Consider the following 18,476-nt stretch of genomic DNA (forward strand, 5'->3'; position numbering starts at 1 on the left):
CAAAGATAGGACGGAAGTCGCATCCCTCAAATATTCACACAAAATGGAAGAAGATGTATAATAATGATGTCGAACGTTCGCCGGATTGTCGGTTCCTCATGTATTTTATCGAAAAGAGAATACGCATGCAGGGGGTTGAGGCCATTGTTCAAGCAAGTGGAAAACGCGACCGAAGCCGCTTTTTTTAACGACATTTGGACAAGCGTCTGGAAAGAGAAAGGGTATGAGCTGGAGTACAGCGATCAACCGCTGGCCCAATACGTTATCGTAACGCCCGACGGCCATTTTATCGGAACGTCGGAGATTAACCGCTTTGATCCGCGGAACAGCTCCGTCCTGCAAGCCGCGGCTTTGCCGGGGAGCATTCTTGCCGCGGCGGAAGACGGACTGGTCGCCGAAATCGACAAAATCGCCCTGCTGAAGCCTTACCGCGGAAAATACCTCTCGGATTTGCTCTCCTCCATCGTCTATTTCGCCGACCGCCATCATTACCGTTATTTTGTCTCGCTGCTTGAGCCCGTCTTTTACCGCGCGCTGCGCGTAAGCTTCCACATTCCGATGGAAAGGTTGGGAGGCGAATCCTACTACAAGGGGGACTACGTCATCCCGGTATTGTTCGAAACGAACCAAATGTATGTGAAAATGCCGATGTTCTACTGGCTGAAATACCCAAGCTGACGGCACTGCGAGTCCGATAATCCGCACGCAAAAAAAGCCGTTTTCGGGGACGCGCCGTAAACTTTGCGCTCCGCCCCTAAAACGGCTGTTTCCGCCAGTTCGTTCCTTATTTGTCGAATGGCGACTTCAAGCCTCTTTCCAGCTTATCGACGGTCGCCGTGACGCGCGCCGACCGCGTTTCTTCCCGCTTCGCGTCGGTAATCCACTTGACGAAGTCGCGCCGCTTGGCGGCGGTCAAGCCGCCGCGGAAAAATTCAAGCGCCGCGGGTGATGCCGCCAGCGCCGCGGCCAGATCGTCCGGCAGCGCCGCTTCCTCCGTCTGCGCGCCCGGCGTCCGCGGGGCTGAAGGCCCCGCCAAAGCGGCCGATGCGCTTCTCCGCTTGGCGCCGCCGCCCGCCGCCGTCCCTTCCGGCCGATAGCGCATGGAAGACCACGTGTCGTCCATCGAGATCATCGCGACGCCTTCCATGCCCAGCTTCAGCATATGCTTCCACCCGGTATCCCGGTTAATGTCGGTTTTGATCTTCGAGGTGCCTTTCGGGTAAGTGATCCAGAACAAGCCGTCCTCCTTGACCGCCTGAACGGCGGCTGGCGCACGCTCCTCCAGCTCGGCCATGGAGCGGACGAACAGCAGGACGAAGTCGTACTGCCCCGCTCGGTCGATTGCCGTCGCTTCGGCCGTCAGACCGAGCTCTTCCAAATATGATCCGGAAGGGACGCCAAGCGCCAAAGCCTTCATGTCCGGCGATAATCTCAGCTTCTTGACGAGCGCTTCGTTCACGATTCGATCCCGCCCGCCTTCAGAAGATCCCGCACCACGACGCTGACCATGATGAGGCCCGCAACGGGAGGAACGAAGGCGTTGCTCGCCGGCGGCTGCTTCGCCTTGCGGATTTCCGGCGCGTTCTCCGGCACGATGCGCTGCGTCACGTCCTCGCGCGGCTTCATCGGCATCTCGTCGGAGAACACGACCTTCACGCCGCTCTTGATCCCTTCCTTGCGCAGCTTCGTCCGAACGACGCGCGCGATCGGATCGGTATGCGTCTTCGAGATGTCGACGACCTGAAACTTCGTCGGATCCATCTTGTTCGCCGCGCCCATGCTCGAAATCATCGGGATTTTCCGCTCCAGGCACTGCTTGATCAAGTGGATTTTGTACGAAATCGTATCCGACGCGTCGACGACGTAATCGAGCTTGTGAGCGAAGAGCTGCTCGTACGTCTCCTCCGTATAGAACATCCGAAGCGCGACGACGTCGCACTCCGGGTTGATCTGCTTGATCCGATCGCGCATCAAGTCGGTCTTCGGCTGCCCGACCGTTGTCGTCAGCGCGTGGACCTGCCGGTTCACGTTCGTAATATCGACGACGTCCTTGTCGATCAGGATGATCTTGCCGACGCCGGTACGCGCCAGCGCTTCGGCCGCGATGCCGCCGACGCCGCCGATGCCGAGCACGGCAACCGTGCTCCCCTTCATCAGCTGCAATCCTTCGGGCCCGATGGCCAGCTCCGTTCGTGAAAATTGATGAAGCATCAGGCTGCCGCCTCCTTTGCTATTGACGATTAGTTATCCGCTTTCTCGGCAGGAGCGCCCGCCGCCGCGACCGGCTGCTTCGGCTTCACGACCGTGCGGATATGCAGCTGCTCCAGCTGCGAAGGCTCCACCTCGGAAGGCGCGTCGCAGAGCAGATCCGTCGCGCTCGCCGTTTTCGGGAAGGCGATCGTCTCTCTCAGGTTCGTGCGGCCGGTTAGGAGCATGACGAGCCGGTCGAAGCCGAACGCGATGCCGCCGTGCGGAGGCGTGCCGTATTCGAAGGCGTCCAGCAGGAAGCCGAACTTCTCCTGCGCTTCGTCCATGCTGAAGCCGAGCGCCTTGAACATTTGCTCCTGCACCTCGCGCTTGTAAATCCGCATCGAACCGCCGCCGACTTCATAGCCGTTCAGCACGAGGTCGTACGCTTGCGCGCGGATTTGGCCCGGATCCGTATCGAAGAGGGGCAGATCGTCTTCGTTCGGACGGGTGAACGGATGATGCTCCGCCACGTAACGCTTCGCGTCCTCATCCCAGCCGAGCAGCGGGAAGTCCACGACCCACGCGAATTTGAATTTCGAATCGTCGATCAAGCCAAGATCGCGGCCAAGCTTCGAGCGCAAGTTGCCGAGCACGTCGGCGACGACTTTTTTCTTGTCGGCGGAGAACGTCAGCAGGTCGCCCTCTTCGACTCCGAGGCGCTCCGTCAGCGCGGCGATTTCTTCCGGCTTCAGGAACTTGACGATCGGCCCGCGCCATTCGCCGTCCTTCACCGTGATCCAGGCGAGGCCTTTGCCGCCGTAACGCGCGGCGAACGGCTGCAGGTCGTCCAGCTCTTTACGGCTCCAGCTTGCGCAGCCTTTCGCGTTCAGCGCCTTCACGACGCCGCCGCCCGCCGCCACGCTCGCGAACACCTTCACGTCGCTTCCGGCCACGATATCGGTAATGTCTTCGATTTCGAGGCCGAAGCGGAGGTCCGGCTTGTCGGAGCCGTATTTGTTCATGGCGTCCGCGTACGTAATGCGCTGGAACGGCAGCTCCAGCTCGACGCCGACCGTGTCGCGAAGCAGCTTCGCCGTCAATTGCTCCATCAACGCTAGCAGCTGGTCCTGCGACAGGAACGACGTCTCGATGTCGACCTGCGTAAATTCAGGCTGGCGGTCGGCGCGAAGATCCTCGTCGCGGAAGCAGCGGGCGATTTGGTAATAGCGCTCGAGACCGCCGACCATAAGCAGCTGCTTGAAAATTTGCGGCGACTGGGGCAGCGCGAAAAACTCGCCCTCGTGCACGCGGCTCGGCACCAAATAATCGCGGGCGCCTTCCGGCGTGCTCTTCGTCAGAATCGGCGTCTCGACTTCAATGAAGCCTTCCCCGTCCAGGAAGTCGCGAAATACTTTGGCCGCTTTCGAGCGGAGCTGCAGCGTGCGCTGCATTTCCGGACGGCGCAGGTCGAGGTAGCGGTATTTCAACCGAAGCGGCTCGTCGACCTCGACGCCGTCTTCGATCGGGAACGGAGGCGTCTTCGCCGCGTTCATGATTTCGATGCTCGTGACGCGGACTTCGATCTCGCCCGTCGCCAGGTTCGGGTTGAACGTCTCGGCGTCTCGTTCGACGACCGTCCCTTGGATCGCGAGCACGTACTCGTTGCGCGCGCGGTCGGCGATCGCCAGCGCGTCGCCGGAGAAATCCGGGTTAAATACGATTTGCACGATGCCGGAGCGGTCGCGCAGATCGATAAAGAGTACGCCGCCAAGGTCGCGACGGCGCTGTACCCAGCCGTTCAACGTAACGGTTTGTCCGACCTCCGCTTTCGTCAGCAGGCCGCAGTGATGAGTTTTCAACAACATATCGTTCATTCTCCTTTTGTATAATAGGATGATTCGATCCGTTTAGCCGTTAATGGCTTCGGCGAGACGATCCAGCGCCACGATTCGCTGCTCGCCGTTTGTCATGTCCTTGAGCGCAATTTCGCCGCGCGCCAGCTCGTCGTCGCCCAGGATGGCCGTAAAGCGCGCCTGCAGCCGGTCGGCCGACTTCATCTGCGCTTTCATCTTGCGTCCGAGGTAATCGCGTTCCGCCCGGAGGCCGTTCTGCCGCAGCCGGTAGACCAGCTTCGTCACTTCGCGCTCCGCCGCTTCGCCGAGCGCGATGAGGTACACGTCGATATCGCCGGCTGCCGGAATCTCGTTCTGCTGATGCTGCAGCAGCAAAATCGTTCTTTCTAGGCCGATGCCGAGTCCGATGCCCGGCTGGTCCGGACCGCCGATTTCGGCCACGAGCCCGTTGTACCGGCCGCCGGCGCCCACCGTGTCGATGGCGCCGATCCCTTCCGCCTTGTATTCGAAGACGGTATGCGTGTAATAATCGAGGCCTCGGACCAGGCGGTGATTAATCGAGAACGGGATGCCCATATCGCTCAAATACGTCTGAACCTTCCCGAAATGATTCCGGCACTCCTCATCCAGACTGTCCAGGATCGAGGGTGCGTCCGTAAAATGCTGCTGGTCGTGCTTGCAATCGAGCACGCGAAGCGGATTGCGGTCCATGCGCGACCGGCAGTCCTTGCAGAGCAGTTCCCGCTTCGGCTCGAGGAATGCCAGCAGCCGCTCGCGGAACGCCGCGCGCACGGCCGGTGTGCCGACCGAATTGATCTCGACGCGCACGCCCTTCAGACCCACCTCCGTATAGAACGTATAGCCGAGCGCGATGACTTCCGCGTCAAGCGCGGGATCGACCGAACCGAGCGCTTCGATGCCGAACTGGTGCAGCTGGCGGTAACGGCCCGCCTGCGGGCGTTCGTAGCGGAACATCGGTCCGATATAGTACAGCTTCGACACGTCCGGCTCCCCGTACAGCTTGTTCTCGACGTAGGCTCTTACGACGCCCGCCGTTCCTTCCGGACGCAGCGTCAGGCTGCGGTCGCCCCGGTCGGTGAACGTGTACATTTCTTTCTCGACGATATCGGTCGTCTCGCCGACGCCGCGCTGGAACAGCTCGGTCGACTCGAAGATCGGCGTGCGGATTTCGCGGAAGTTGTAGCGCCGGCAAATATCGCGGGCCTTCTGCTCGACGTATTGCCATCTCTCGACGGCTCCCGGCATAATATCCTGCGTGCCGGGCATTTTTTGAAAAGCCATTTCGATTCCCTCCTGCCCCGTAATAGATTCGGACCAACGTCCGGAAAATACAAAAAACTCCCGTTCCTGACGGCCTAAGCCGAAAGGGACGAGAGTGCGCTCCCGTGGTACCACCCACATTCCGAGCCCGCAATAGGATGCATGGCCCGCTTCAAGACGGTTAACGTCCGTCATCCGCAGCGCGGCTACTGGCGACGAAGATCATGCCGATCATCTCGTCCGTTCGCCGTCTGTTCTCCGGGAGGTCTATTCATTCTCCGATATAAGGACGCTTGCAGCCGGTGGCGTCCCTCTCTGGGTACAGCGCGAAGAATTACTTTGTCCCATCAACGAATCCATTTGAATATTACTGAAAATTAATTTTACTCGCCGCCGCCGGCAAAGTCAAGATTGAACGCCCGCAGCGCTGCAAAAAAACAGAAAAAAACCTACAAATCGAGTTGTAGGTCCAAAAGTAAACTATATTTTTAAAAAGGGGGTCGAGATTTATTATAGGTTAACGATGTTAAAAGAAAGTTATAGATTGATTACAGGAGTGTTACAAATTCGTAAGCGTTTTACGCAACGATCGGCGGTAAAACGGCGCCTCCCCGATTACTGGACCGGGCGGCGCCGTCGTCGCGATCGAATTTCATCCTAAGCGGGAGCGGCTATCGGCCCCCGTGCTTGCGGCTCGGATATACTTTAAAGCCTGCGGCCCATTCCTCGGCCGCTTCGACGTCGCCCTCCAAGCAGGACATGGCCGCGGCTTCCCTCGGACCAAGATGCAGCAGCGACCGGGCGCCGCGCTCGATCGATTGTTCCTTGCGTGATTGGCGCATTCGCGTCTAAGCCTCCAACTCCAGCATGCGGCGCCGGGCGACAAGCCGCCCCCGCCTTCATGTCTAGTGTTGCCCGCGGCTCCGATCCTTAAGCGCCGCTCTCCAAAATTAACGTAACCGGGCCGTCGTTCACGAGCTCGACGCCCATCATCGCGCCGAATCGGCCCGTCTCGACGACGAGGCCGAGAGAACGTAGCGCCTCGTTAAACCGGTCGTAAAGCGGCTCGGCCTGTTCCGGTCTCGCCGCGGCCATGAAATTCGGCCGCCGGCCCTTTCGGCAATCACCGTACAGCGTAAACTGCGATACCGACAGCAGCTGGCCGCCGACATCGGCGACCGAAAGATTCATTTTGCCCGATTCGTCTTCGAAAATGCGCAGCCCCGCGATCTTCTCCGCCATCCACCGGATGTCCTCGTCCGTATCCTCGTGCGTGATGCCGACGAGAAGCACGAGCCCACGATCGATCGACCCGGCGGTCTCACCGTCTATGACGACTTTAGCTTGCTTGCTGCGCTGTACGACTACCTTCAATTCGATTACCCTCCGATAGGCCGTTCAGGTCCGGATGAAGACGCATTGGCGTCTTACTGCATAATTCGTTGAACGGAATAAATATCTTGAACCCGTTTAATCTTTTCGACGACCGACGACAGATGCTCGATGTTGCGAATGAGCACCGTCATATGGATAAGCGCCATTTTGTTTTTGACCGAGCGCCCCGTAACGGCCGATATATTCGTCTTGCTCTCGGAGACGGCCTGCAGCACTTCGTTGAGCAGTCCTCTGCGGTCATGGCCGGTAATCTCGATGTCGACGCTGTAGTTCGCCTCGATCGAATCTTCCCACTCCACCTCGATAACGCGTTCGCCCTCTTCGCCTTGATCGCCGAACGGAATGTTCGTGCAATCCATCCGGTGTACGGAGACGCCGCGTCCCCGCGTAATATACCCGACGATCGCATCGCCCGGCACCGGGTTGCAGCAGCGCGCGAACCGGACGAGCAGGTTGTCGATGCCCTTCACCGTCACGCCTTGGTTCGGCCTCGTCTTCCGGTTGCCCGGCGACTTGATCTCCTTCACCTCGGACGTCAGCTCGAGCTGGCTCGCGAGCTCCGCCTCCCGGCGCATCTTCTCGGTCAGCTTCGTGCAAATCTGCGCGGCCGTAATGCCGCCGAAGCCGATCGCCGACATCATGTCCTCGATATCGTGGAAGGCGAACTTGGACGCCGCGTCCTGCAGCTTGTCGTCCTGCAACCATGCGGACGGCTCGAGACCGAGCCGCTTCAGCTCGCGCTCCAGCAGCTCGCGGCCCTTGGCGACGTTCTCCTCGCGCCGCTCCTTCTTGAACCATTGCCTGATTTTGCTGCGGGCATGGGAAGACTGCGCGATCTTCACCCAATCCTGGCTCGGGCCGTACGAATGCTTGGATGTCAAAATTTCGACGATGTCCCCGGTCCTCAGCTTATGATCCAGCGGGACGATCCTACTGTTCACCTTCGCGCCGATGGTCCGGTTCCCGACCTCCGTATGGATTCGGTAAGCGAAGTCGAGCGGGACCGAACCGGCTGGCAGCTCGATGACTTCCCCGCTCGGCGTGAAGACGAAGACGAGGTCGGAGAAGAAGTCCATCTTGAGCGATTCCATAAACTCGGATGCGTCGCGAGCTTCGTGCTGCAGCTCCAGAATTTCGCGGAACCACGTCATCTTGTCCTCGAAGCTGCCGCCCGGCACGACGGAGCCCTCCTTGTACGCCCAGTGCGCCGCGATGCCGTATTCCGACGTTCTGTGCATTTCCCAAGTCCGGATCTGCACCTCGGTCGGTTCGCCGTTCGGGCCGATAACGGTCGTATGGAGCGACTGGTACATGTTTGCCTTCGGCATCGCGATGTAATCCTTGAAGCGTCCCGGCATCGGCTTCCATAACGTATGAATAATTCCGAGCGTCGCGTAGCAATCCTTAATATTGTCGACGATGATCCGAATGGCGAGCAAATCGTAAATTTCGGTGAATTGCTTGTTGCGGTCGGTCATTTTTTTGTAAATGCTGTACAGATGCTTCGGACGGCCGGAAATATCGCCGTCGATGCCCATCTCCTCGAGCTTCTCCCGGATTCGCGAAATGACGTCGTCGATATATTTCTCCCGCTCGGCGCGCTTCTTCTTCATCAGATTCGCGATTCGGTAATATTGCTGGGGATTCAAATAACGAAGCGCGATATCTTCCATTTCCCATTTGATTGCCGAGATCCCGAGACGGTGCGCGATCGGGCAAAAAATTTCAAGCGTTTCGTACGCGATGCGGCGCTGCGCTTCTTCCGATTGGAACTTAAGCGTCCGCATATTGTGAAGCCGGTCCGCCAATTTGATCAAAATGACGCGGATGTCCTGCGCCATCGCGACGAACATTTTGCGATAGTTCTCGTTCTGCTGCTCTTCCTTGGAACGGAATTTGATCTTCTCCAGCTTGGTGAGCCCATCGACCAGCATCGCGCACGTTTCGCCAAATTTCGCGCGAACGCTCTGCAAATCCACCGTCGTGTCCTCGACGACGTCGTGAAGCAGCGCCGCGATGATCGACAGCACGTCCATTTGCATGTCCACCAATATATCCGCAACCGCAACGGGGTGTAATATATAAGGCTCTCCCGATTTCCGCACCTGTCCGTGATGGGCTTGTTCCGCGAAATCATAGGCTTCCTGTATGCGAATAAGGTCCTGCTCTTTCATATAGGCGGATGCCTTCTCGATTAAATGCTCAATGCCCATGAATAATCCCTTCCCAAGCGTAAACGGCCGTCGCCTTCGTTGGGCCGGCTAGAGCTCGTTTCGCAATGAAATAAAAACGGTGAATCGAAAGTCGGTATTCCGAGTTTTTATAATATTATGCCTGTAACTGCCGCATCGCGTCAACTATCGGAGCAATACTTGTCCATTCGAATAGAACCGCCGCCCCTACGCGCCAAAAGGAGCGGTAGGAGACAGGCGGTTCATGCACATGGGCGTCAAAGCGCCGCGGGTTAGTTATAAGTCATTAACGAAAATACGTCGATGCCTTCCAGCTTCTCGCGGCCGTTCAAATAGCCGAGCTCGATCAGGAACGCGGCTCCGACGATCTCTCCGCCGAGCTGGCGGACGAGATTGATCGAGGTGGCGATCGTACCGCCGGTCGCGAGCAGATCGTCCGCGATCAATACGCGCTGTCCGGGCTCAATGGCGTCCTTATGCATCGCAAGCTGGTCTTTGCCGTACTCCAGGTCGTAGCTTGCCGTTATCGTTTCGCCCGGCAGCTTGCCGCTTTTGCGGATCGGCGCGAAGCCGACGCCGAGCGCCGTCGCGAGCGGAGCGCCGACGACGAAGCCGCGGGCTTCCGGACCCGCGATGACGTCGATATTCAGCTTCTCCACCGCCGCGCGGATTTCTTCGATGGCGGCTCGGTAGGCTCCGCCGTCCTTGAGCAAAGTCGTTATGTCTTTAAACCGGATGCCCGGCTGCGGGAAATCGGGAATGACCCGGATATAATCTTTGAAGTTGTATTGTGCGTTGGACAATTTTCTGTCAACCCTTTCCATCTCATCATTATCATTTTATTATTTTAAACGAAGCGCCGCGCTATGCGACTCCTCGAAACTTTGCTTCGCTTCCCGGTAACGCGCCGACGCGGACAAGTCCTTTTTTTGCGGGGAAGGCACCGAGGCCATGACGCCGTCCCGAAGTTCGATAAATTGCAGCTCTTCGAACACGTCGATAATGAGCTGAACCGTTCCGCCGCTTAAACCGCTCTGCTTCGCGAGCCTCTCCGTCAGGCCGCGCAGCGGCGCCCTGCCAAGCTTTCTTAAATGCTGATAGATAAGTCCGAATTGTTCCCTCTCCGGGAAAGACGCCTCGCCTTCCGGATCGTAATGCAGGTCGTGCAGGTGCAATTGGGGCTTCCGCTGCCCGTTCCATTCGTTGATCGACAACTCGCCGATCGCATCGATTCTGCAGCCCGGCTTCAGTCCTTCGGCCAGTTGGCCCATACCGAAGCCGATGCCGTCGAGCAGCCGGCGACCGCCGCCGAGCGCCAGCTTCAGATGCTTTGACTCCTTGCCGATCGTTCGCCGGTCCGCAAGCTCCGCTCCCTGGAAGAGCAGCCTCGGCGACGGATTGCCCATTCCGAACGGCTCGAGCAGCGACAGCTCGTCGATCGTCTCGATCGTCGCTTCGCTCACGGAGCATGCCAGGTCGACCGCCGTTTTCGGTACCCAGTCCTCGTCGGTCAACCACTCGGCGGCAAGCTCGCCGAGACGCTTCTCGAACGGTTCCAGCCGGTCGCGGTGAAGGCTCATTCCGGCCGCCGCCTGATGGCCGCCGTAATGATCGAGCAGCTCGTCGCAAGCCGTTAATGCAGCGTGCAGGTCGTAGCCGTCTATGGATCTGGCCGATCCTTTGCACATGCCCGTCGCCTCGTCTATGCCCAAAATAATAACCGGCCGATAATTCCGCTCGAGCAGCTTCGAGGCTACGATGCCGATCACGCCGACGTTCCAGCCTTCGCCGGCCAAGACGATGACCGGCGGCGGCTCCTCGCCCTTCGCTTCAGCAGCCTCGCATTTGGCCGACCATTGCTGTTCCGCTTCCTTGACGATGCTGTCGACGACGCGCTGCCGTTCCTTGTTCAAGTTATCGAGGCTGAGCGCGGTAAGAATCGCCTGATCGTAGTCGTCTGTCGTTAGCAGCTCGACCGCCCGCTTCGCATGGTCTAACCGGCCGGCGGCATTGATGCGCGGAGCGATGCCGAAGGCGACGGTCGTCGACGTCATCGCCGCAAGCTCCATGCCGCCCGCTTCGGCCAGCGCCCGAAACCCGGTCGGCGCATGCCGGCGAAGCCGATCGAGCCCGTAGCGGACCATAATCCGGTTCTCGTCCGTCAGCGGCATCAAATCGGCGATGGTGCCCAGGCTGACGATATCCGTCCATTCCAGAGGCGGACGGCCAAGCAGCGCGTGCGCCAGCTTGAACGCGACGCCGACGCCGGCAAGCCCTTTGAACGGATACAGGCAATTTTTCTGCTTCGGATTGACGACCGCGACCGCCTTCGGAATGTTGTCCGGCGGCTCGTGATGATCCGTCACGACGACGTCGATTCCCGCCTCCTTGGCGTATTCGATCTCGTCGAAAGCGCTGATTCCCGTATCGACCGTTACGATCAGACCCACGCCGTCCGCCGCCGCAAGCCCGATCGCCGCGCGGTTAAGGCCATAGCCTTCCAAGGCGCGGTGCGGAATATAATAATCAAAATCGAGTCCCAATGCGCGAAATAAATGTACGAGAAGCGAGGTGCTCGACACCCCGTCCGCGTCGTAATCGCCGTAAATCCGGATTTTCTCGTTCCGTTCCGCGGCGAGGCGGATCCGCTCGACGGCTTCTTTCATCCCGAGCAACAAATAGGGGTCATGAAACAGTTCATGACCGCCTCTCAAAAATCGTTCCGCCGAAGGCGGATCGGCATAGCCTCGCCCGACGAGCAATCGGGCGACGAGCGGCGGCAGATTTAGCGCGGCGGCCAGCTCCTTCGCCTTCTCGTCGTCCTCCGTTCGCCACGGCGCAAGCGCCCAGCGGGTCTTTCGGTGAATCATGCCGTTCCCCCTCTTCTGCAGTTAACAGCCTATTGCAGCAGCGTCGGCATCTGCTCCTGGTTCGGATCGTGATTCGACTTGTACGGGTAGCCCGCATCGTAGGGCTCTACATAAATCGAAACATCCGTAATATGAATAAATCGTTTCATGACAAGCTGCTTCACCCGCTTGGCGATTTCCTGCCCCTCCAGGACCGATATGCGGGGATTGACGCATATGACGATTTCCGCGACGACGTAATGTCCATGCTCCTTCGCCCGCAGCGACTGAACCGTAACGACCCCTTCGACTCGCTGCACAAGCTGCATGAGCTCATCCGAATCTTCTTCGCCCGCCAAATTCCGGGTCTGCGTTCGCGCGGATCCCGTCGCCGTTTTGAAGCCGTTGTACATGACGAATACCGCAATCATGAGAGCTGCGGCGGGATCCAAATAATAAAGAGCGGGAATCGCGAGCAGCTTGCCCGCGATGGCGCCGCCCGAGCCTACGAATGCGGTCAGAGAGCAATAGATCCCCGTAAGCCGATCCTTGGACGGAATAAACCATTGATTGATAATAAGTCCGGCGGCAATCGCCGCGACCGTGCTCCAATGAGGTGCGGCGGTTACTTGATCGGCGATATCGCGAATCGCGGAAATGCCGATCTCAAGCCCGATGATAAGGAGGAGGACGGACATGACGATCGTCGATGCCGTCTCTCCCCGCCGATTTTCCGTTTCCGACTGACCGTTCTTATTGGCCGTTTTGCGCTTCCGGACGGCGCGCAGACCCGTCAAAGCGGCGGCGGCCGATGCCGCCTCCGCCGCCGTGCGGAACGCGTCCGCCATGAGCGCTTTGCTTCCGGACATCCAACCGATCGTTCCTTTGAACAGGGCCAGCAGCATGTTCCCCCATAAGCCGGCCCGGCTTGCGGACTCTGCGTTTGCATATCGTTGTGCGGTTGACATCGGTAACCTCCTACAAGAAATGCGAAACCTGCCACGTACGCTTATGAAAGTTAAGGTTGAGTCGAAGATTTGGCTTGCGTTCTCGGTTTTTGCTTCCCTTTCATCATCAGCCACAGCGGGCTCGCGATACAGATGGAAGAGTAGGCGCCGCTGGCCAGACCGATGATCTTGGCAAGTGCGAACAGCTTAATCGATTCGCTGCCGAAAATAAACAAGCAGATGGCGACGACCAATACGGCGAGAACCGTATAAATGTTGCGCGCCATCGTCTGCCAGATGCTCGCGTTGACCATTTCCGCCAGCTGTTCGCGGTTCTTGAACTGGCCGAAACGCAAGTTCTCGCGAATGCGGTCGAAAATAACGATTTTGTCGTTGATCGAATAACCGATCGTCGTCAATACGGCCGCGATGAACGGCAGGTCGACCTGAAGCCGGAAGATGGAAAAGATCGCTACGACAACGAAGGCGTCGTACAGGATGGCGATATTCGCCGCCAGCGCGAAACGCCATTCGAAGCGGAACATGACGTAGATCATGATCGCGACGCTCGCGATCAGCACCGCCCATATCGTCTTGATGCCGAGCTCCTGTGCCATATCCGGCGAAACGACGTTCACTTCCGCGGAAACCTGGTCGCCGTACTTGGCTTTGAAGCCTTCCTGGATTTCGGTGATCTTCGCCTGGGTCAGCACCTCGTCGAAGCGCGCCGACACGCGGTCGTTGCCGTTGCCGCCGACCGTCGGCGTAATGTCCGTAATGCCCGCTTCCTCCAGAATCGCTTTCGCATCTGCTTGCGCAGCTTGCTTCCCGATCGAAATGTCCATGTTCGTTCCCGCTTTGAAATCGACCCCGAAGTTGAGATTGAAAATAAGCAGCGACAAAATGCCGAGCACGGTGAGGGTTATCGAGAACAGAAAAAACTTGTTCCGGTTCCCTATGAAGTCGTATCGGATTTTCGTATTATAGTTCACGGATTTCTGCCTCCTTCACCCCGTAGTAGCTAGGCTTCGTAAATAGATTGCTGCGGATGAGCAGCATGATGAGCAGCCTCGACAAGAAAATGTTCGTAATCATACTCACGAGAATGCTGAAAATCATCGTCAGCGCGAAGCCGCGGATCGCTCCGTTCCCGATATAATACAATACGGCGCTCGCGATAATATTGGTAATGTTCGCATCCATGATCGTGCGGAAGGAGTTCTTCGAACCCGACTTCAGCGAGGAGAGCAAGCTCTTGCCGCTGCGGATCTCCTCCTTGATGCGCTCGTACATGATGATGTTCGCGTCGACCGCCATCCCTATGCCCAGGACGAAGGCCGCGATGCCCGGCAGCGTCAGCGTGGCGTTCATTAAATTAAAGACAAGCAGAAGCAGCCAGGTGTACGTAATGACGGTAATCCCCGCCACGACGCCCGGAATGCGGAACAATAGGACCAGGAACACCAAAATAATGACCGTTCCGATAAGACCCGCTTCGACCGTCTGCCGGAGCGATTCGAGACCGAGCTGCGCCCCGACGCTCTGCGTAAACTTCTCGTTCAGCTTGAGCGGCAGCGCGCCCAGGTTGATCATGTCGCGAAGCTCTTTCGCTTCATCGTTCGTATAGTCGCCCGAGATTTGGGCGGATCCGCCCGAAATCGGGTAGTTGACCATCGGCTTCGACAATTCCGTGTCGTCCAAATAAATGGCAAGCGTCTGTCCGGTTAGCCGGGTCGTGATTTCCTCGAATTTCTTGGCATCCTTCAGCTCGATCGTCACGTAAGGCTTGCCGAGGTTATCGTACCCGATGCCCGCGCCGTTCTGCTTGAAGTCGCTGCCGTCGAGCTCGATCTTGCCGTCGGGACCGCGAAACGTCAGGTTGATCGGCTTGGCGAGAATTTCCCGTACCTCGTTCTCGTCCTCGACCCCGGCCAGCTTCAGCCGAATCCGATTCGAACCCTCCGTCGTAATTTCCGGTTCCACGATGCCCATCTCGTCAATCCGTTTTTCAAGGCTTCTCGCCGTTTCTTTGAGCGATTCCGGCGTGACCGCCTCGCCGCCCTCGAGAGGCTCGGCTTCGTACAACACTTCAAATCCGCCCTTTAAATCAAGGCCTAGCCGAACGTCTCTAACGAGCGACGGGCTTGTCCATGCGATGACGCCGAACATGATGACCACGATCGCAAGGAAGGCCAATATCCTCTTCCCGAACATACGTCTGAATCCCCCTTATGATCTCAATATTCCTATTATACAGACGCGGCAAAAACGAGTCAAAAAAAAGGAACCCTTCTGCTAGAATGGGTTTCCCTTATACGCGCTCAGCGTCATGTAATTCATGAACCTCGTCACCTTCAGCGACAAAATGTCGCTTACGATCTGATGCAGCTCGGGCTGGCCGGTCTTGGCGTATTTTTCGTTCACGCATTCCCATATTTCCTTGCCCGTTATATGCTCGTAGCCGATCAGCCTGAATTCCTCGGCCTTGCTGTGGCACAATTCCTCGATCACCCGGTCTAGTTCCTCGTTTGCCATGCCGCCGTCCCTCCCGGAAGCTCTTGTTAGTAAAGCGACTGCCGCTTCTACAGCATCCTTCTTCCCCGTTTGTCCTTCTAATTCGATATGCCTATGCCGATTTCCTGCCGCCATGGGCCGATTCCTGAAATTGACTGACATGGAAGCGGACATGCCGTGCATAAAGATGATAGTACAGGCTTGTCTAACGGCTTCTAACCGGATCGACGAACGAAGGGGCTCCGCTATTTCAGAAGAGAGATGAGGGCAATTCATTATGACGAAGCAAACCTTTATCAAAGGCGCCATAATCCTGCTTGCCGCCGGCATCATCAACCGGCTGCTCGGATTTGTGCCGCGCATCGCGCTTCCGCGCATCATCGGGGCCGAAGGCGTCGGCTTGTACCAGCTCAGCTTCCCGTTCCTGACCGTCATGCTGACGATCATTACGGGAGGCATCCCTCTCGCCGTGGCCAAATGGATAGCGGAAGCCGATACGCAGGGTGATTCCGCACGCGTGAAATACATCTTTCGGGCGGCAATGGGGCTCGTCGTCTTGCTCGGCGTCGTCATGACGGGCGGCATGCTGCTGTTCGCGCCATATATCACGACCAATGTCCTGCCGGACGAGCGTGTATACCGCACCTTTCTCTCCATGACGCCGTTGCTGCTGATCAGCGGCGTCTCTGCCGTATACCGCGGCTACTTTCAAGGCAAGCAGAACATGATACCCGGCGCCGTTTCCCAGATCACGGAAACCGTGCTGCGCATTATCGCAACGCTTACGTTCGCCTATCTCCTGCTGCCGCTTGGACTCGAATGGGCGGCGGCAGGCGCGATGCTTGGCGTCGTCGTCGGGGAGCTCGGAGGCATGGCGGTTATATTATGGAAGTACTACCGCGACAAAAAACGCGTATCGGCGGAGCCGAATGCGCCGAAGCCGGCCAAAGAACGGGTTCCGGTCATGAGAAGGCTGCTTAATTTATCCGTGCCCGTAACGGGCAGCAGGCTGGTCGGTTCCTTGTCCTATCTGCTTGAAACGATCTTTACGGCGAGAAGTCTGGTAGCCGCTGGCATAACCGCCAGCGTCGCCACGGCGCAGTACGGCGCCCTGCAGGGGATGATCGTGCCGCTGGTCCTTCTCCCGACGGCGCTCACCTACTCGCTTGCCGTTTCGCTCGTCCCGTCGTTATCCGAAGCGGCCGCCAAAGGCGATACCGCGCTCATCCATAAGCGGCTCCACCAATCGATGCGATTGTCGCTCGTTTCTGGCGCGCCTTTCGTCGTCGTTATGGCTTTGTTCGCCGAACCGATATGCCGCATCCTCTACGATCATTCGGCGATCGCGCCGATGCTTCAGCTCATCGCGCCGGTCGGCATTTTCATCTATTTGCAGGCGCCCCTGCAAGCTGCGCTTCAGGCGCTCGACAAGCCGGGAACGGCGCTCGTCAACACGTTGACCGGCGCGGCCGTCAAGCTTATTCTCATCATCCGGCTCGCGTCCGATCCGGATTTCGGCATCTACGGCGCGCTCATCGCCATTAATGTCAATATCGTGCTCGTAACGGTTCTTCACGCCATAAGCGTCCTCCGCTTTATCGGCTTCCGCATGAAATGGCTCGATTTCGTCAAAGTGATCGTGGCCATGATTATTATGGGCGCCGCTGCCCGGTTCACTATGGATTACGTGCCGCTCCCGGCCGAATGGATCAATTTGATGCTCGCATGCGCCGCCGGCGTCGTCGTCTATTTGCTGCTCATGATTCTCATGAAGATCATCGACCGTCACGACGTCGTTCGAATACCGTTGTTCGGAAGATGGTTTAAATAATGAAAAAAACCGCGTGCTCGGGTTTTCCCCCTAGAAACGCGGTTTTCGGTCGTTCAGATCGATGAACAGCTTGCCTTTATGATCGATCGTGCATAAGAAAACGTCCTTGAAATCGGTGACGCCTTCGTCCTGCAGCACGTTTTTGAGCCAGAAACGGGTCTTCTCGAGCTTCTCTAAATTTTCGTCCTGCACTTTTCCGTCCATTATTAGCGGTATCGGCAATATTTCAAACCGAAACTTCGGCGGGATAACCCGCTTCGCTTCCATGTTTATAGCCCCTGTCTCCTCATTGCCCCCGCTGCCGGCTTCATCTTCGGGGCAATCGGCATTGCTCTTCGGAATGACGGAAAGCTTGCCGCTCGTCTCGAGTATCGCGAATTCGACGTCCGATACGGCGCTGATCTTATTCTCCCGCAGCTGAAGCATCAGATCGTCCAAATTGTAGCGCTGCTTGCGCATCACGTCGCTGTTCAGCTTGCCGTCCTCGATAATGACGCTGGGCTTCCCGTCGAACAACAGCCGCAGCTTCCTGCTCTTCATGGTCATGAACGCGCTGCCCAGCTGAATGATCAGCAGCACCGCCATCGGCATAATGCCGCTCCACAGCGGTCTTTCCATATCCTCGAGTACGATGACGGCGATCTCCGCGATCATGACCGAGATGACCAGATCGAATACCGACAGCTTGCCGATTTCCCGCTTCCCCATGAAACGCATAATCAAAAACACGACGAAATAAATGATCACAGTCCGGATTAACAGGCCCCAAAATTCCAACGGAAACCGCCTCCTCGACATTGTCATATCGGCCGCTGCCGGCCGCATTTGTGTTGTACAGCTATTCTGGCCTGCGCGCAAACGCATCATACGACCGGGCGTACACGAATATATGGCAACGTACCGGAATGGAAAGGAGCGACGGGCCGCAGGAAGTTGTACTAATCCGAACGGCTTGACCATATGGTTAAAGTATAGGCAACTTATTTATTGGGGGGGAAAAGGATGAGTTCGGTCAAACAAGCTCCAAAACCGCCTTTAATCGCTTCGCCCTTGCTTGCGGGTGTGCTTTTTTCCATCGTCTGGCTCGCCGCTGGAGCATTGCTGCTGTCGCTTCTGCTGCACTTTACGGATATGAAGGAAAGCAGTCTGCCAAGCTCGGCGTTTCTCGTTCACTCGTTCGCCGCTTTGGCCGGCGGGTTCACGGCCGGCAAGCGCTCGGAGAAGAAAGGCTGGTACCACGGATCCATTCTCGGCTTGCTGTACGGGGTTATGATCATGATCGTCAGCTTCCTGGCGCAGAACGCCTCGCTTACCTGGCACAGCGCCCTGCTGCTCGGAGCGGCGCTGCTGGCGGGGGCGTTTGGCGGGATGATCGGGGTCAACTTAAAAAAATAAAACAAAAACGGCCGACATCGCATGTCAGC

17 protein-coding genes are annotated in these 18,476 nt (G+C 57.7%); 3 read left to right on the forward strand and 14 right to left on the reverse strand.

Features of this window, described 5'->3' with window-relative positions; translation table 11 throughout:
* The first annotated feature begins 144 nt into the window (after positions 1 to 144).
* Positions 145 to 678: a hypothetical protein gene (locus IDH41_RS17650; protein WP_190863313.1), complete on the forward strand. Its 534-nt coding sequence runs from the start codon at positions 145 to 147 to the stop codon at positions 676 to 678.
* Between the two features lie 106 nt (positions 679 to 784).
* Here the strand turns inward: IDH41_RS17650 and IDH41_RS31980 are convergent, their stop codons facing one another.
* From IDH41_RS31980 to IDH41_RS17715, 13 genes are all read right to left on the reverse strand, one after another.
* Positions 785 to 1,459 carry a YdeI/OmpD-associated family protein gene (locus tag IDH41_RS31980; protein ID WP_190863314.1) on the reverse strand — a complete coding sequence of 225 codons (675 nt, stop codon included), beginning with the start codon at positions 1,457 to 1,459 and terminating at the stop codon, positions 785 to 787.
* Complete coding sequence (locus tag IDH41_RS17660) at positions 1,456 to 2,211, reverse strand: tRNA threonylcarbamoyladenosine dehydratase (protein ID WP_190863316.1); 756 nt, start codon at positions 2,209 to 2,211, stop codon at positions 1,456 to 1,458. Before IDH41_RS17660 ends, IDH41_RS31980 begins: the two co-directional genes overlap by 4 nt.
* Positions 2,212 to 2,240: 29 nt before the next feature.
* A complete protein-coding gene (gene aspS, locus IDH41_RS17665) occupies positions 2,241 to 4,055 on the reverse strand; it encodes an aspartate--tRNA ligase (protein ID WP_190863318.1) in 1,815 nt (604 codons plus the stop codon).
* A gap of 42 nt (positions 4,056 to 4,097) precedes the next feature.
* Positions 4,098 to 5,345, reverse strand: a complete 1,248-nt coding sequence (gene hisS / locus IDH41_RS17670) for a histidine--tRNA ligase (protein WP_190863319.1) — start codon at positions 5,343 to 5,345, stop codon at positions 4,098 to 4,100.
* A 650-nt stretch (positions 5,346 to 5,995) separates the two neighbouring features.
* On the reverse strand, positions 5,996 to 6,166 hold the full coding sequence (locus IDH41_RS17675) for a hypothetical protein (RefSeq protein ID WP_190863321.1): 171 nt from the start codon (positions 6,164 to 6,166) through the stop codon (positions 5,996 to 5,998).
* An 88-nt stretch (positions 6,167 to 6,254) separates the two neighbouring features.
* Positions 6,255 to 6,698: a D-aminoacyl-tRNA deacylase gene (gene dtd, locus IDH41_RS17680; RefSeq protein WP_190863323.1), complete on the reverse strand. Its 444-nt coding sequence runs from the start codon at positions 6,696 to 6,698 to the stop codon at positions 6,255 to 6,257.
* Positions 6,699 to 6,751: 53 nt separating this feature from the next.
* Positions 6,752 to 8,932: a RelA/SpoT family protein gene (locus tag IDH41_RS17685; protein ID WP_190863324.1), complete on the reverse strand. Its 2,181-nt coding sequence runs from the start codon at positions 8,930 to 8,932 to the stop codon at positions 6,752 to 6,754.
* Between the two features lie 251 nt (positions 8,933 to 9,183).
* Positions 9,184 to 9,714, reverse strand: coding sequence for an adenine phosphoribosyltransferase (locus tag IDH41_RS17690; protein WP_223829821.1), 531 nt, complete (start codon positions 9,712 to 9,714; stop codon positions 9,184 to 9,186).
* A 39-nt stretch (positions 9,715 to 9,753) separates the two neighbouring features.
* Complete coding sequence (gene recJ, locus IDH41_RS17695; RefSeq protein WP_190863328.1) at positions 9,754 to 11,781, reverse strand: single-stranded-DNA-specific exonuclease RecJ; 2,028 nt, start codon at positions 11,779 to 11,781, stop codon at positions 9,754 to 9,756.
* Positions 11,782 to 11,810: 29 nt separating this feature from the next.
* Complete coding sequence (locus tag IDH41_RS17700) at positions 11,811 to 12,728, reverse strand: cation diffusion facilitator family transporter (protein ID WP_190863330.1); 918 nt, start codon at positions 12,726 to 12,728, stop codon at positions 11,811 to 11,813.
* A gap of 50 nt (positions 12,729 to 12,778) precedes the next feature.
* Positions 12,779 to 13,699 (reverse strand): protein translocase subunit SecF, encoded by a 921-nt coding sequence (gene secF / locus IDH41_RS17705; RefSeq protein ID WP_190863332.1) that lies wholly within the window; start codon positions 13,697 to 13,699, stop codon positions 12,779 to 12,781.
* Positions 13,689 to 14,921, reverse strand: coding sequence for a protein translocase subunit SecD (secD, locus tag IDH41_RS17710; protein WP_190863334.1), 1,233 nt, complete (start codon positions 14,919 to 14,921; stop codon positions 13,689 to 13,691). Before secD ends, secF begins: the two co-directional genes overlap by 11 nt.
* A gap of 81 nt (positions 14,922 to 15,002) precedes the next feature.
* Positions 15,003 to 15,242 carry a post-transcriptional regulator gene (locus tag IDH41_RS17715; RefSeq protein ID WP_190863336.1) on the reverse strand — a complete coding sequence of 80 codons (240 nt, stop codon included), beginning with the start codon at positions 15,240 to 15,242 and terminating at the stop codon, positions 15,003 to 15,005.
* A gap of 256 nt (positions 15,243 to 15,498) precedes the next feature.
* Between IDH41_RS17715 and spoVB the strand changes: the two genes are divergently transcribed.
* The gene (spoVB, locus tag IDH41_RS17720; protein ID WP_190863337.1) at positions 15,499 to 17,052 is read left to right on the forward strand and encodes a stage V sporulation protein B; all 1,554 of its coding nucleotides are present in this window, start codon (positions 15,499 to 15,501) and stop codon (positions 17,050 to 17,052) included.
* 30 nt (positions 17,053 to 17,082) lie between these two features.
* On the opposite strand, the gene IDH41_RS17725 is transcribed toward spoVB, so the two are convergent.
* Positions 17,083 to 17,850, reverse strand: coding sequence for a YetF domain-containing protein (locus IDH41_RS17725; protein ID WP_190863510.1), 768 nt, complete (start codon positions 17,848 to 17,850; stop codon positions 17,083 to 17,085).
* 204 nt (positions 17,851 to 18,054) lie between these two features.
* Between IDH41_RS17725 and IDH41_RS17730 the strand changes: the two genes are divergently transcribed.
* Positions 18,055 to 18,447: a TIGR04086 family membrane protein gene (locus IDH41_RS17730; RefSeq protein ID WP_190863339.1), complete on the forward strand. Its 393-nt coding sequence runs from the start codon at positions 18,055 to 18,057 to the stop codon at positions 18,445 to 18,447.
* Positions 18,448 to 18,476 lie beyond the last annotated feature (29 nt).

It is taken from the genome of Paenibacillus arenilitoris, assembly GCF_014705655.1.
GTDB lineage: Bacteria > Bacillota > Bacilli > Paenibacillales > Paenibacillaceae > Pristimantibacillus > Pristimantibacillus arenilitoris.

Coding starts and splice junctions, on each gene's coding strand:
- IDH41_RS17660 (WP_190863316.1), bottom strand. CDS start 2,211: ATGCTTCATCAATTTTCACGAACGGAGCTGGCCATCGGGCCCGAAGGA.
- aspS (WP_190863318.1), bottom strand. CDS start 4,055: ATGTTGTTGAAAACTCATCACTGCGGCCTGCTGACGAAAGCGGAGGTC.
- hisS (WP_190863319.1), bottom strand. CDS start 5,345: ATGGCTTTTCAAAAAATGCCCGGCACGCAGGATATTATGCCGGGAGCC.
- IDH41_RS17675 (WP_190863321.1), bottom strand. CDS start 6,166: ATGCGCCAATCACGCAAGGAACAATCGATCGAGCGCGGCGCCCGGTCG.
- IDH41_RS17685 (WP_190863324.1), bottom strand. CDS start 8,932: ATGGGCATTGAGCATTTAATCGAGAAGGCATCCGCCTATATGAAAGAG.
- recJ (WP_190863328.1), bottom strand. CDS start 11,781: ATGATTCACCGAAAGACCCGCTGGGCGCTTGCGCCGTGGCGAACGGAG.
- IDH41_RS17700 (WP_190863330.1), bottom strand. CDS start 12,728: ATGTCAACCGCACAACGATATGCAAACGCAGAGTCCGCAAGCCGGGCC.
- secD (WP_190863334.1), bottom strand. CDS start 14,921: ATGTTCGGGAAGAGGATATTGGCCTTCCTTGCGATCGTGGTCATCATG.
- IDH41_RS17715 (WP_190863336.1), bottom strand. CDS start 15,242: ATGGCAAACGAGGAACTAGACCGGGTGATCGAGGAATTGTGCCACAGC.
- spoVB (WP_190863337.1), top strand. CDS start 15,499: ATGACGAAGCAAACCTTTATCAAAGGCGCCATAATCCTGCTTGCCGCC.
- IDH41_RS17725 (WP_190863510.1), bottom strand. CDS start 17,850: ATGTCGAGGAGGCGGTTTCCGTTGGAATTTTGGGGCCTGTTAATCCGG.
- IDH41_RS17730 (WP_190863339.1), top strand. CDS start 18,055: ATGAGTTCGGTCAAACAAGCTCCAAAACCGCCTTTAATCGCTTCGCCC.